Below are 13,831 nucleotides of genomic sequence, written 5' to 3' on the forward strand. Positions count from 1 at the left end.
GGAGTCCTTAGATGAAAAAGAAATTGAACTATTTAGTCTTACTTTTAACGATCATCTTTATAGCTGGTTGTACTGATGTAGAAGATAAATCGATTGCAGATGTTGAAACAGAGCCACAAGAAGTAACTACAGTTGAAACAGAGAAAGATAGTGAAAAAGAAGAAGAACCGATCACACCGGTTGTTGATGAACCAGAGCAAGAAGTAGAGGAAACACCATCCGAGCCAACTAATGACCTGTTCGCAGGATACACACTTATTGAAGTGGATGGTGGTAATTTGTCTGGATATCGTGAGGCTAATGTCGTTGTTGACATTGGTTTTGGGGAGCGTGAATATTGGGCATTTACGAATGAACACGGGCAATTAGTACGTGTGGTTGCTGACGAAATTATTTTGCAAGATGACGATAACGAACCTGTTTTATCGTCTGGCAGATACTTTTCTGATGAGGCTAAGGTACCTGGTGTGGAGAGTGACATGTTAGATGAAGGACATGTCATTGCTGATTCGCTTGGAGGGGTATCGAATGCGTATAATATTACCCCACAAGAAAGTACGCTGAACCGACATGGTGACCAAGCATATATGGAAGACGCCATTCGCCGTGCTGGTGGCGCTACGAATTTTGAAGCCATTATCACCTATCCGAATACAGAAACGCAGATTCCTTCAAGTTATAAGTACACCTATACGTTAAAGGGCAATGTGATTGTTGATACATTTGACAATGTGAACCCTGATGAAGTCAACGAGTCACTTGGTTTAACAGGCAGCAAGCCAACTGATTCAACTAGTCCAGCCAAAACCGGTGATATCTCTAGTATTGATACAAACGGGAATGGACAAGTGACAATTAAAGAAGCAAAAGATGCAGGTTTCAAGATGCCAATAACGAGCGATCATTGGTTATACCCCTACATGCGTGACAATGATAATGACGGCATGGTAGGCGAATAAAGCATGAGGCCAGTTCTCATGCTTCTTTTTTTGGAAGCATGGGGACAGACGGTTCTCATGCTTCCTTTTTTTGCATTGATTTGGAATGACACATGAGAACCGTCCCCGTTCTTCCGTCTCGATTTTCTTTCTCAATATTGCAGCAGACGTAACAATCGGTTATTGTTGTATTCAACCAGATGGTTCATCAACTTAAACGATTAAACAAATGGTTGGAGGTATTTTACTGAATGGATAAACAGGAGCAACTGAATATCATCAAAGAGGATTTTATGAAAAGTCAAAAAGTACTACTCGCCATTGGGGATGAGACACGCAATCTATTCTTTTAGTTCTGATGGGGACCGATTGTCAAACTGGATTGCGTGTGGGTGAAATCACTGAGAAAACTCATCTTTCTCGACCTGCGGTGTCTCATCATCTCAGGATTTTACGAGATGCGGGTGTAATTTTAATGCGGAAAGAAGGAACAAAGAATTTTTATTATATAAATGTACGCACTGAATTAGGTTTATTAAGAACGCTTGTGATGGATATTGATACGTTCATGCAGAATTTTTATCAAAATGAGGGTAATTAAACATACATGATTGGGAGGAATCGGCTATGAAAGCAATGGTGATTGATCGGTATGGGAAGGTTCCGATGCGTTTGGTAGAAATGCCCACACCTGACATCGGGGAATATGAGGTGCTGGCAGAAATTCATGCAGCCAGTATTAATCCTGTAGATTTCAAAATAAGAGATGGGAAAGTAAAATTGTTAGTGAACTATAAGATGCCGCTTATCTTAGGGAATGACTTTGCTGGTATTGTTGCAAAGGTTGGCGCAAAAGTGACTCGTTTTAAAGTGGGTGATGAAATCTATGCACGTCCACGCAAGAGTAAAATCGGTACGTTTGCGGAATATATCGCGATTCATGAGGATGACATCGCCTTAAAGCCTAAGAATTTGAGCTTTGAAGAAGCCGCATCGATTCCACTGGTTGGACTCACCTCCTATCAAGCCCTAACAGACATTATGCAATTACAAAAGGGGCAAAAGATCTTCATTCAGGCTGGGGCTGGTGGTGTCGGTACGTTTGCTATTCAACTGGCTAAAATCATGGGTGCCACTGTTGCAACGACCGCAAGTGAAGCTGGCACGAATCTAGTTAAGTCTCTTGGTGCTGATGAAATCATCAATTACAAAACAGAAAAATTCGAAGAGATTCTGAAAGACTACGACGCTGTCTTTGATACCCTTGGGGGCGAAAACCTCGAAAGATCATTCCAAGTGTTAAAAAGCGGAGGAAAAATGGTTTCCGTCTCCGGATTACCCAATGCTCGCTTTGGTAAGGAATACGGTTCAGGATGGTTAAAAACACTGTTGTTCTCAATAGCAACTCATAACATGACCAAGCTTGAAAAAAAGCATCATGTTCAATACACATTTTTGTTCATGAAGCCAAGTGGAGAGCAATTACGTATCATCGCTGACCATATAGAGGCTGGTAAAATCAAACCTATCATTGATAGAGTATTCCCCTTTGAAGAGGCTCAACAAGCAATGGAATATGCGGAAACAGGAAGGGCGAAAGGGAAAATTATTGTGAAAATTAGATGAGTGGGGACGGTTCTCACGCTTCCTCCTTTTGATTTCCACCGGTTGGAAAGAACACGTAAGAACCGTCCCACCTTTCTTTATTGGGACAATAATTAGTGATACTATTAAAAGAAAGGCTTGGGCCAAGTTCTCACGCTTCATCTTTCTCTGCAGCGATTCGAAATGCCACACGAGAACCGCCCCCGTCTAAAGGAGTTGTATAAAATGAATCAAAATCAAGGTACAGAACTAACACGCTTATCAAAAGCAGAAGACATTCTAGCCCAGATCAACAGTACAACTAAGCTAGGCGACTTACGAAAAATCGCCAAGGACATTAAAAAAGATCACGAACTAGCGATGGAACTTTGGGCAACTGAAGAGTACTTACCCAGACTATTAGCCATCTTAATTATGGACAAAAAACTTCTATCAGAAGATGTGCTACATCAGCTTGATAAGGATATGCAGACTCACCCTTTTGATGAGCGAAATAACTTAATGGATTGGTTAATGGCTAATCAGCTCACCAAAAGCAAGAAGACAATGGCATTGATGGAGTCATGGGAAAGTAGTCCTTCTCCTCTTCAAAGGCGAGCTTTCTGGTATTATCAAGCGCGATTGAGATGGACTGGACAAACACCGCCTGATAACACCGCATACTTACTATCTGCATTAGAGGCTAATATTGCGCAGGAAGAACCGGAAGTTCAATGGGCGATGAATTTCACGGCAGGCTGGATAGGCGTTTATGATGAACAGAATCGTGCACGTTGTATGAAACTAGGTGAGAAAACGGGTCTTTACAAAGATGAAAAAGTAGCAAAAGGTTGTACTCCCAGCTATTTACCAGAGTTCATTACAATTGAAGTGAACAAACGACATAATCATTAGTGAAGCATGGGTCTGTTCTCATGCTTCTTTTTTCTTTGCACTGATTCAAAATGACACATGAGAACCGTCCCCATGTGGCAATGGGCTTAAATGCTCATGAATGAGTAGCCATTCGTCAGATTCTTTGACAAAGACATTTGTCGCTCGTCCACGACCACTTGTATAAGTTCCATCAATATACCCTTCATAGAAATAGGTATAAGTACAGGTTGCGGAGTGACTTTCCCTATATAACCATGTCACAGCTTGAGCTTCATAATTTTCGTCTTTTACCACTGACCAAGCATGTTCAAAGTAAGCCTTTATTTCTTCGTGGGTTGTACAGGTTTGATCTGTGAAGAAATATACAGCATTAGGATGCAGTATTTTTCTAACCTCGTCAAAATTGTGAGTATTTGTTGCTTTCATGTAATTGTGTAATACTTCCATTTTCAACTCTCCCATCACCTTTTATAAAATATAGTCTAACACAGTTTTAAAAGGGAATATTAGTGGAAACTTGGCGATATTCAACACTTTCAGATGCCTTCTGACAACTTTTTTCATCCAAAATCACTAACATCACCTCCAACCATTCAACCAAACATCCCCCAAATATGGCAATATTGCGAAATCCCAACTATCGTGTGGAATCACTCAAAAATACCAACCTGTGGTTTGTCCAAGTTTGACCCTTTATAGGATTAACTATCCTTAGAGGTGATTTATTTGTATAGCACAAAAGTGATTGGAGAACGCATTCGAAGATTAAGAAAGAAAAAGGCGTGGAGTCAAGCAAGGTTAGCAGAAGAAATCGGCGTGTCTGAAAACTTTATCGGATATCTTGAACGTGCGGAGAAGTCTGGAACGCTAGAGACACTTGAGAAGCTAGCAATCGCACTTGATACGAGTCTATCTGAATTACTTTTCATGTCTGAGAAGTTAGGGAAAAATGAGAACCCGGAGATCCTCATTGAAATCGTCGATAAACTTTCAGACCGTTCAATAGAAATCCAAAAGGCCGCCTTACTTACAGTAGACGCCCTGTTATCCGTTGATCCACAGAAATAAAATCATCACAATCCAGCACTCAAACTAGCCTGTACGAATAACACCTATTCCAATAACCCTATACCAAATAAGGAGTGTTCATTTCGTGAATCAAATTCTCGATGACTATGAAATCAACCAACGCACAATCGCCCTACTCCCTGCGACACACACTGACTATTATACAATCGCACTAGAAGAAACACGTAAGCTCTACGTTAGAAAAACACCACTACAGCTCATCAAATCAGGCTGCTTAGACGGAGGCTCCACCTTCTGCGGAAGACAAAAGGCCGTCACCCATTTAACAGGCGCCCAGCAGAAGGTCCCGCTCCCCATCAACCCACAAAGCCAGATCTTCGCCTTTCCCACCCATTCACCACAAGCATTCGAGTGCAGCTGGATCTTCTACCATCATGTCAAATCCATCAAGCCCTTCACCGACAAGAACCACCCAAGCATCCAATCCATCCTTCACTTCAAGAACAACCAATCGATTCAGATGAACGAATCCCACTACATCCTGCAAAAACAGATGCAACGCACCGCCATCTGCATCCTACAATTCACAAACACACCACACCGACAAGAAGAATAAATCTTTCATTCTTATAAAATAAACCCGGACCCAGGGAACAACTTTGTTCCCTTCCCTACAAAAGGAGCTCACCAAACCCATGACAACTCAACCACTATTCCCAGAAAGCCCCCTACTCGTTCACCCAACCATCGCCACCACACTCGGACTCAACGAAAGCCTCATCCTTCAACAAATACACTACTGGCTCGAACGAAGCACAAACCAACACGACAACCACAACTGGGTCTACAACACCTACGAAGACTGGGCAAAGCAATTCCCCTTCTGGTCAGTCAGCACCATCCGCAGAACCATCACCAAGTTAGAGAATCTCGGCATCCTCATCTCCGCAAACTATAACAAACTCAAACTCGACAAAACCAAATGGTACCGCATCAACTACGACAAGCTACACGAACTACTTCCATACCCGCTCGAACCCATGCCCCATCCATGTGCCCAATCTAACCAGTCCACTCAGCCAACCTGTACCGACGAAGCGCCCACCTTCACCACACCATTACCAGAAAGCACTTCAAAGATTCCTTCAGAGATCTTAGAAGCTGTAGAAGAAGCCCCACTCAATCCCCACCACTTCTACGAGGAAAATGGCTTCGGAACCATCGGCAGCTACATGTCCGAAAAAATCACCGCCTGGAGCAACGACCTCTCCGACGAGCTCATCATCGAAGCCATGAAATTCGCCATCGAACACAGCTCCAAAACCTGGGCCTACGTCGAAGCCATCCTAAGAGACTGGATCGACAAACAATACACAACCGTCACTGAAGTTCATACAGCAAGACTACGGTACAAGGAAAAGCAATCAACTAAGCAAAACAGATGTACTAGGACTGACCGAAAGGAAACAAAGACAAGCATGGAAAAACAAATCCCCTCACCTGAAGATCTTGTTAGAGTTGGTGTTGAATTAGAAAAAACTGCTGGCACCATTCTCGCGGAAGTGCAACAATATCATCCGTTACTTGATGAAAAGTCGATTACAGCATTCATTTCAAAAAGGATTCAACATAATACGGAAGCTGAGAAAAGAAGTCAGGAAATGGCTAAGCGGTTTGAGGCGTTGGTGAGGAAGAAGCAGCAAATAAGCCGGACTCATGGCTAATTGGGGACGGTTCTCATGCATTCTGTTAAAATACCCCTATGGGGTCGTTAGCTACAATGAGAATATATTAAATAAACAGGGAGAAGTTCATGCTATTATTCCTAAACTTTTTAAAGAAGAAAAAGAACGAGGACAAACCAAAACAAGCTAATATGACTGCGTCAAAACCTAAAAAGGTGAGTGAACAGATCGATACTAGAAAAGGTGAAATAGGAGAATATAAGATTGATATTCAACTAGATCAGCTGCCTAAGGATTGTCGATACTTAAGCGATCTCCTCGTTAAAAACCCAAAAGCAAGGTCAGGATATTCACAAATTGACCATGTAGTATTAACTCCCTATAGTATCTTTGTCATTGAAACTAAGAACTATCAAGGGACCATCTATGGTGGGAAAGATCGAAAAACGTGGTTGGTTAATGGGAAGTTTAAAATGATGAACCCTTTTGTACAAAACTATGGGCATATAAAAGCATTAACAGCATTTATTGATACAAAGTACTATGACTTATTTATCTCTATGGTATCTTTCACAAAACGCTGCACATTTAAAGTTGACTTAGACTACCGTAAAATAGGATCCAATGAAATGATAGTGTATGACATCGAACTGTCTGAATTTATTCACCGGAAGCTATCAGTCCTCAAAATTGAACATAAAGAACCTCTCTTACATGAAAGTGACATTATAACCATTTATGAAGCTTTTTCAAAAGCAAATATTACTGATCCAAAAGGAAGAGAAGAACATAAACATACACTACAGACAAGTGAAGTAAATGAAGAGACTAGATCAAGTTATACTTGTTCAGTTTGCAATAAGCCTGTATCAGATAAAGTTAAAAAATATTGTTTAGACAATAAAAAATTCAACAGCAAAATATATTGCTTTGAGCATCAAAAATCTGTCCACTAAAACGGTACACCTAACTATAATTTCTAACATTTTCAATAACAGAGACAAATTCCCCTCACCTTGAGCAGCCACGCTGGTTCCACTACTTTGATTAAGCTTTTTTGAGCTGCGGGGACTACCCATATAGCCCAACAAGACCACAGGGATTGTCCCTCCCGCCTCCTATTTCTGCCAACTTACAATTCCTTCTCCATATACTCCCGCCGTATTTGAGAGAGTGCCTTCCCTGTTTCTTTATGAATGGCAAATACATAGGTTTGAATACTAGACCAGCCAAAGAGGTCCTTGAGCCATTTTTGCATGGTGAGTTCTTCCCCTTTTACTTCTACATTACCGTTAGCTAAAAGGATACCCTCATCATCACGCCCTTTAGCTACAATGATATCACCCGCTTTAACAACGCCCCATTCAAGCATCTCATCAATTTTCGGAAGATCACGTCGTGTAAAACCTTTTTTCTGCTTCGTACTTTTCAATGGACTATCTAGAAAAGTGACATAATAATCTTTAGCAGTATTTAATGGCAATACTTTCTCAATACTTATGTATATCTCACCTTTTATTTTATAGGGAATCATTTTAATGCAAGCAATATCCACATTATTACTATTCAACCACGCAACTGCTGACAGAGTTTGCTCATCATAATCTGAGGCAACTAAGATAATCCTTTGGCTCTTGTTAAAATAGCTCTCTGCTCCGTTTTCACGCAAGAACTCCAATAACTTGCGTGTCCCTAGTTCCGCACTCGTTAAATAACCATCTTCAAATTCATTTCGGTATTTTTCAATGTATGGTGAGTAAATTTTGTTCACTAAATCATCGGGGTCTTCAATCGTTGCATAACTGGCTGCATAACGAATCGCTTGAAATTCAAAGGCCTCTCTTCTCGTCTCAATGTCTTTCCGATCTCTCTTAATCTCAACTAATACAATATTCCCCTTATTATCAACAGCGGTCAGGTCACTGATACCATGCTGAGCATTTCTAACCTGCTTCCCAACAATCAGCATTGATTCTTCTTCATCACAAATCATATCAATATTCTTTCTTAATAACTCTTCAATATCGCTTTCTTTGTAATTTATTTCTGCAAAGCTCGTTGCACTAATCTTAATCGCTCTATCCTTAGTTACATTGTACATACAGACTCCTCCCAACCTAATTAGTTAGTGTAGATAATATTCCCTATCATCATTTAAGCTATTATAAATTTGAGCCTTGTTGATTGTCCCTCCACCCTCATATTTTAACAAAATATCCCACCCCCCCATTATGAGTTGTCTCCCCATGTGATGGGTAAACTTAGCATTAAAGGGGTGATAAACGGTGAATATTCTTTGGGGTTTGTTAGGGATCCTGACTGTATTTGGAGTGGCCTTTTTATTTTCGAGCAATCGAAAAGCGATTAGCCTTAGGACCGTGCTTGGTGGGTTAGCGATACAGTTAGCTTTCGCTTTTATTGTACTTAAATGGGATTTTGGACAGCGTATGTTGCAGAAAGTGGCTTTAGGTGTCAATGAGATTATCAATTATACCGAAGAAGGAATTGCTTTTTTGTTTGAAGGTATTTTTGCGGCTGAGAATGTCGGATTTATCTTTGCGTTTCAGGTGTTGCCTGTCGTCATTTTCTTTTCTTCGTTAATCTCGGTCCTCTATTACCTAGGCTTAATGCAGTGGGTGATCAAAATTCTAGGAGGCGGTTTGTCGAAACTGCTGGGGACCAGTAAAGCTGAATCCCTTTCCGCAGCGGCTAATATTTTTGTTGGCCAAACCGAAGCACCACTAGTGGTTAGACCTTATTTAGATAAAATGACACGATCCGAGATTTTTGCGGTCATGACAGGTGGGTTAGCTTCAGTTGCTGGTTCCGTTCTTATAGGATACTCCCTACTCGGAGTTCCGTTAGAATACCTCCTTGCTGCAAGCTTTATGGCTGCACCTGCCGGGTTAATTATTGCAAAAATAATGATCCCTGAAACAGAGCTTTCAGAAACATCCGATGAACTGAAATTGGAAAAGGACACGAACTCAACAAATGTCATCGATGCGGCGGCCCATGGAGCGAGTACAGGACTTCAGTTAGCCTTAAATATTGGTGCGATGTTACTGGCTTTCATCGCCCTCATCGCGATGCTTAATGGTTTGTTGGGATTGATCGGTGGTTGGTTCGGATTTGATACCTTAACCCTTGAGTGGATTCTGGGCATCCTCTTTGCACCGTTGGCCTTTGCCATCGGGGTTCCTTGGAATGAGGCGGTACTTGCCGGAGGATTTATAGGTCAAAAATTAATCTTAAATGAATTCGTCGCATATGCTTCCTTTGCTCCAATGATCGAAGAGCTTTCTCCGAAGACTGTTGCAGTCATCAGCTTTGCCCTTTGTGGATTTGCCAATATCTCTTCGTTAGGAATTTTATTAGGAGGACTTGGTAACCTGGCACCAAACCGTCGTCCGGATATTGCCAAGCTCGGATTGAGAGCTGTGTTGGCAGGAATGCTCGCCTCTTTACTCAGCGCATCAATCGCAGGTATGCTTTTTTGATAAGGCTGTTTTCGTATATATTGTTGCTCTTGATACCGCAGCCTGAATACACTCCGCGTCCTGTGGGGTAACCGGTGAGCCTCCTCGTCGCAAGCGCTCCTGCGGGGTCTCACTTTGGCTACTAGTCCCACGGGAGTCTCCGTGTATTCAGTCTGCTAGAAATCTATTTTCAACTATTTCACCTCAAAAAACAACAAACTTTGAGAAAACAGCCTTTGATAAAAATCAGGTTTAGTACCATTGCATGTCAAATCATTTGAAGAGATCATTCTTATTAGAGTGGTCTTTTTCGTATTTGACTATCACTTCCCTCTATTGTAAGAGAAAAAACATTACGCAAAAATAACTGAATAGTCAAAACTAATTGATAATTAAAGGGAATAACGGTACAATTAACCCGAAATAAAGAACATTTTCCCTATTGGTTGATACAATTAAAATGGATGTTAGGAGGAATTTTTGTGAGTGAAAAAAAATGGGCATTAGAAACAATTGCCGTACATGGTGGACAAGAAATCGATCCTACGACTCAATCTAGAGCTGTACCTATTTATCAAACAACATCTTATGGTTTTAAGAGCACAGAGCATGCGGCTAATTTATTTTCATTATCCGAGGTTGGAAACATTTACACGAGAATTATGAATCCAACTCAAGATGTCTTTGAAAAAAGAATGGCTGAACTTGAAGGTGGAGTTGGGGCTTTAGCAACTGCGAGCGGCAGTTCCGCTATCCATTTGGCCATTTTAAATATTTGTGAAAACGGAGATGAAATTGTTGCTTCAAGTGCATTATACGGGGGTACATATAATCTATTTGTCCATACATTAAAGAAAATGGGAATAACCGTTCATCTAGTTGATGGGACGAACCCAGAAGCGTTTGAACAAGCGATTACCCCAAGAACCAAATTGGTGTATGGTGAAATTATCGGTAATCCGCAAGGGGATGTACTTGATATACAAGCGATTGCTGACGTTGCACATAAGCATGAATTGCCATTGATGGTTGATGCGACTTTTTCTACTCCAGCTTTGTGCCGTCCAATTGAGCATGGTGCAGATATTGTTGTTCATTCTGCGACAAAATTTATTGGCGGACATGGAACATCAATTGGAGGAATCATTGTCGACGGAGGGAATTTTGATTGGAGCAATGGCAAGTTCCCTGGTTTATCAGAACCTGATCCTAGCTATCACGGTATCGTCTATACAGAAGCAGTAGGGAATTTAGCCTATATCATTAAAGCAAGAGTACAATTATTGCGTGATTTAGGACCTTCAATTGCTCCTCTAAATTCATTTTTACTGTTACAAGGATTAGAAACATTACATTTACGTATGGAAAGACATTGTGAGAATACACGGAAAGTTGCTGAATTCCTAGAAAGTCATGAGTTGGTGGAATGGGTAAGCTATTCGGGCTTAGAATCGCACCGTTCTCACTCCTTGGCAAAGAAATACTTGCCTAAAGGACAAGGGGCAATATTAACATTTGGTATTAAAGGCGGTATAGAAGAGGGCAAACGATTTATTAACGCACTTGAATTGTTCTCCCATGTTGCTAATGTTGGAGATGCGAAATCGTTGGTCATTCATCCGGCAAGTACGACTCATCAACAATTAACTGAGGAAGAGCAGCGTTCAGCAGGCGTACGTCCAGAACTGATCCGTTTATCGATCGGAATTGAGAATGTAGATGATATTATTTCAGATATTGAGCAAGCTTTAATAAATAGCCAACAATAGATATCAACGTCCACGCTTTTTATTAGGCTGTATTCGTCTAAATTGTTGCTTAGAAAGCCACAGACTGAGTACACTCTCCGTCCGGTGAGCCTCCTCGCTGCAAGCTTTATGGCTGCACAGGTATATTTTTTAAATAAAAAATCACGTGCAATATGATTGCATGTCAAACATTTGATGAGACCATACTAATTAGAGTGGTCTTTTTTTGTATTTAGACTCATACTACGCAATAAGCTTTTCTATAGTTAACTCTAAAAAGAGTGTACTTTATAATCCCATTCTAATGGTAATGAAGGTGAATTTTTCTCTTAAAATCAGAAATGTTCTTTTTGATATAATCTATCTTACAAATAATTTTTAAAGAGGTTTGTTCAATGACTTACGAAGCTGCAAAGGATTTATTAGAATTAGTAAATGAATATTTAGAAGGAAAATCATTTTTTTTATCTAAAACAACAGAGAATCATTTTTCCATTATAAAAACATTAGATAACGATAACAGTGATGTTAACATTAAAGAAGGTGTAACTTTAGGAATAGAGGAAGCATATTGACAGAAGATATTCTTTGGTGGTCGGGAACCACTCTTGATCAATGATACTCATATACATGAATTTACTAAAGATTTACCTGTAACACACGATGCGAATATACGAGCCTATTTAGGTGTTCCTATCTTTTATAATAATGGTGAGATGTTTGGAACATTATGTGCAATTGACAGCAAAACATCAAATTTTACACAGAAGGACATCGAAGTATTACAAAAATTCTCCAACTTATTTTCTTTCGTCATTGAATTAGAAAGGAAGGTTAATTACGATTCCTTAACAGAACTTTATAGTAGAAATTATTTATATACTCATTTTACTCAGATTGCTAATAAAGGGACGTTAATGCTCCTTGATTTAGATGGGTTTAAGGAAGTAAATGATGTTCATGGTCATCATGTAGGTGATGACATCCTAAAAGAAGTAGGTAACCGAATTAAGAAATTCTTAGATGCTACTAGTTTAGGTGTACGGCTAGGCGGCGATGAATTTGTTATCCTTATTCCGAACTTACAAGATGATTTAGAGATAGAAGACAAAGCTCATCACCTTTTGAGTATATTATCTGACTGGAAAGGATTTAACATCAATATCTCTGCTTCTATTGGCATTATTACATTTCCTTATGATGAGGAGATCCATTTAGGAAATCTGTTGAAAAAAGCTGATATCGCCATGTATCAAGCAAAGGAAAGAGGTAAAAATTGCTTTCAAATTTTTAGCGAATAGTATTTGTTGAAGAGTAACTGAATCTAATAATGGAACATCCATACTTTTAACGGATTCTATGCAATAGAAAATCATAGGATCCTGACATCTAACGAAAACTCATAAGCCCTATTCCTCGAAGAAAAATAAGGGGGAATAGGGCTTTACTTCTCCAAAATTCTTGAATGTTACTTTTAGTAAATAGGAAATGGTAGATATATTAATCGTGTATTTAATCAACTTTCTACAGTAGACCCACTATGACTATCCCTACGACCTACTTTCCTCCAACACACCCCTAGCCAATATCAACCCACCAACCACCCCAGCATCATCCCCAAGGTCCGGTCGAGTAACATATTCATCAATCGGCGGAATCTCTACGTAATTCCCGATCTGACTTACTAACTCTTGTTTCACCTTAGACAGCAAATTCCCGCCCTTCATTACCCCACCACCCAAAATAATCCTCTCAGGTCTTAAGACAAGGGTATATGTATGCAGAGCTTGTGCTAAATAATAGGCTAAGTAGTCCCACACCTCATGATCTGGATCAATTTCACTACCTTTTTTCTGAAGTCTAGCCTCAATCGTTGGCCCCGCCGCCATGCCTTCTAAGCAATTCACATGATACGGACATCCCCCACCAAATGTATCCTCAGGGTGAATCTGTACCTTTATATGCCCCATCTCTGGATGGCCAAATCCTTCGATAATCTTGCCACCGACAATCGCTCCTCCACCTACACCCGTACCAACCGTTAGATACAGAATGCTCTTCAACCCTGCTCCCGCTCCTTTTGTCGCCTCACTAAGCGCAGCTGCATTCACATCTGTCGTCCAACTAACTGGAACGCCATACCTCGCCTTAATAGCCCCAACAAAATCAAAATTTACCCATGCTAGTTTTGGTGTATTTAAAATAGATCCGTAAGTAGGTGAAGTTGGATTCACATCAATCGGACCGAACGAGCCAATCCCAATCGCCTTTAATTCAAATCGATCAAAAAACTCAAATACTAGATTTAACGTCTCTTCTGGTGTCGCCGTAGGAAACGAGACTCTTTCAACAATCTGAAAATCATCATTCCCTACAGCACAAACAAACTTTGTCCCGCCTGCTTCTATTGAACCGTACACACAAAACACTCCTTTTTATACTAAGTATACTAGAACGACACCTAGAACGAA

At 40.3% G+C, this 13,831-nt stretch carries 14 protein-coding genes and 1 pseudogene; 12 read left to right on the forward strand and 3 right to left on the reverse strand.

Annotated elements, in window-relative coordinates:
* Window positions 1-11 precede the first annotated feature (11 nt).
* The 4 genes and pseudogenes from F7888_RS10330 (at window position 12) to F7888_RS10345 (ending at window position 3,437) form a co-directional block, all read left to right on the forward strand.
* Window positions 12-959, forward strand: coding sequence for a DNA/RNA non-specific endonuclease (locus F7888_RS10330; protein ID WP_191779135.1), 948 nt, complete (start codon window positions 12-14; stop codon window positions 957-959).
* Window positions 960-1,189: 230 nt separating this feature from the next.
* Window positions 1,190-1,539: pseudogene (locus tag F7888_RS10335) on the forward strand (ArsR/SmtB family transcription factor).
* A gap of 26 nt (window positions 1,540-1,565) precedes the next feature.
* Window positions 1,566-2,564: an NADP-dependent oxidoreductase gene (locus F7888_RS10340; RefSeq protein WP_191779137.1), complete on the forward strand. Its 999-nt coding sequence runs from the start codon at window positions 1,566-1,568 to the stop codon at window positions 2,562-2,564.
* Between the two features lie 204 nt (window positions 2,565-2,768).
* Window positions 2,769-3,437: a DNA alkylation repair protein gene (locus tag F7888_RS10345; protein ID WP_191779418.1), complete on the forward strand. Its 669-nt coding sequence runs from the start codon at window positions 2,769-2,771 to the stop codon at window positions 3,435-3,437.
* A gap of 45 nt (window positions 3,438-3,482) precedes the next feature.
* Here the strand turns inward: F7888_RS10345 and F7888_RS10350 are convergent, their stop codons facing one another.
* A complete protein-coding gene (locus tag F7888_RS10350; protein ID WP_191779140.1) occupies window positions 3,483-3,866 on the reverse strand; it encodes a YybH family protein in 384 nt (127 codons plus the stop codon).
* A gap of 279 nt (window positions 3,867-4,145) precedes the next feature.
* On the opposite strand from F7888_RS10350, the gene F7888_RS10355 reads away from it, so the two are divergent.
* From F7888_RS10355 to F7888_RS10370, 4 genes are all read left to right on the forward strand, one after another.
* Window positions 4,146-4,487 carry a helix-turn-helix domain-containing protein gene (locus F7888_RS10355; protein WP_191779141.1) on the forward strand — a complete coding sequence of 114 codons (342 nt, stop codon included), beginning with the start codon at window positions 4,146-4,148 and terminating at the stop codon, window positions 4,485-4,487.
* Between the two features lie 85 nt (window positions 4,488-4,572).
* The gene (locus F7888_RS10360; protein ID WP_191779143.1) at window positions 4,573-5,064 is read left to right on the forward strand and encodes a competence protein ComK; all 492 of its coding nucleotides are present in this window, start codon (window positions 4,573-4,575) and stop codon (window positions 5,062-5,064) included.
* 79 nt (window positions 5,065-5,143) lie between these two features.
* Window positions 5,144-6,172: a DnaD domain-containing protein gene (locus tag F7888_RS10365; protein ID WP_191779145.1), complete on the forward strand. Its 1,029-nt coding sequence runs from the start codon at window positions 5,144-5,146 to the stop codon at window positions 6,170-6,172.
* 89 nt (window positions 6,173-6,261) lie between these two features.
* Window positions 6,262-7,089, forward strand: coding sequence for a nuclease-related domain-containing protein (locus F7888_RS10370; RefSeq protein ID WP_191779148.1), 828 nt, complete (start codon window positions 6,262-6,264; stop codon window positions 7,087-7,089).
* A gap of 176 nt (window positions 7,090-7,265) precedes the next feature.
* Here F7888_RS10370 and F7888_RS10375 read toward each other — a convergent pair whose 3' ends face one another.
* Window positions 7,266-8,234, reverse strand: a complete 969-nt coding sequence (locus F7888_RS10375) for a hypothetical protein (protein ID WP_191779150.1) — start codon at window positions 8,232-8,234, stop codon at window positions 7,266-7,268.
* Between the two features lie 184 nt (window positions 8,235-8,418).
* Here F7888_RS10375 and F7888_RS10380 point away from each other — a divergent pair, with 184 nt between their 5' ends.
* The 4 genes from F7888_RS10380 (at window position 8,419) to F7888_RS10395 (ending at window position 12,661) form a co-directional block, all read left to right on the forward strand.
* Complete coding sequence (locus tag F7888_RS10380) at window positions 8,419-9,633, forward strand: NupC/NupG family nucleoside CNT transporter (RefSeq protein WP_191779152.1); 1,215 nt, start codon at window positions 8,419-8,421, stop codon at window positions 9,631-9,633.
* A 461-nt stretch (window positions 9,634-10,094) separates the two neighbouring features.
* The gene (locus F7888_RS10385) at window positions 10,095-11,381 is read left to right on the forward strand and encodes a homocysteine synthase (protein ID WP_412095992.1); all 1,287 of its coding nucleotides are present in this window, start codon (window positions 10,095-10,097) and stop codon (window positions 11,379-11,381) included.
* A gap of 374 nt (window positions 11,382-11,755) precedes the next feature.
* Window positions 11,756-11,935: a hypothetical protein gene (locus tag F7888_RS10390; RefSeq protein ID WP_191779156.1), complete on the forward strand. Its 180-nt coding sequence runs from the start codon at window positions 11,756-11,758 to the stop codon at window positions 11,933-11,935.
* Window positions 11,936-11,968: 33 nt separating this feature from the next.
* Window positions 11,969-12,661 (forward strand): sensor domain-containing protein, encoded by a 693-nt coding sequence (locus F7888_RS10395; RefSeq protein WP_191779159.1) that lies wholly within the window; start codon window positions 11,969-11,971, stop codon window positions 12,659-12,661.
* Between the two features lie 249 nt (window positions 12,662-12,910).
* On the opposite strand, the gene F7888_RS10400 is transcribed toward F7888_RS10395, so the two are convergent.
* Entirely contained in the window at window positions 12,911-13,780 is an 870-nt protein-coding gene (locus F7888_RS10400; protein WP_191779160.1) for an ROK family protein, read from the reverse strand.
* Window positions 13,781-13,831 lie beyond the last annotated feature (51 nt).

The sequence above is a fragment of the Litchfieldia stipae genome (assembly GCF_014837155.1).
Classification (GTDB): domain Bacteria; phylum Bacillota; class Bacilli; order Bacillales; family Bacillaceae_L; genus Litchfieldia.

Excerpts from the sequence above, each read along its gene's own strand:
- F7888_RS10330 (WP_191779135.1), top strand. The coding sequence starts at position 12 with ATGAAAAAGAAATTGAACTATTTAGTCTTACTTTTAACGATCATCTTT.
- F7888_RS10340 (WP_191779137.1), top strand. The coding sequence starts at position 1,566 with ATGAAAGCAATGGTGATTGATCGGTATGGGAAGGTTCCGATGCGTTTG.
- F7888_RS10345 (WP_191779418.1), top strand. The coding sequence starts at position 2,769 with ATGAATCAAAATCAAGGTACAGAACTAACACGCTTATCAAAAGCAGAA.
- F7888_RS10350 (WP_191779140.1), bottom strand. The coding sequence starts at position 3,866 with ATGGAAGTATTACACAATTACATGAAAGCAACAAATACTCACAATTTT.
- F7888_RS10365 (WP_191779145.1), top strand. The coding sequence starts at position 5,144 with ATGACAACTCAACCACTATTCCCAGAAAGCCCCCTACTCGTTCACCCA.
- F7888_RS10370 (WP_191779148.1), top strand. The coding sequence starts at position 6,262 with ATGCTATTATTCCTAAACTTTTTAAAGAAGAAAAAGAACGAGGACAAA.
- F7888_RS10375 (WP_191779150.1), bottom strand. The coding sequence starts at position 8,234 with ATGTACAATGTAACTAAGGATAGAGCGATTAAGATTAGTGCAACGAGC.
- F7888_RS10390 (WP_191779156.1), top strand. The coding sequence starts at position 11,756 with ATGACTTACGAAGCTGCAAAGGATTTATTAGAATTAGTAAATGAATAT.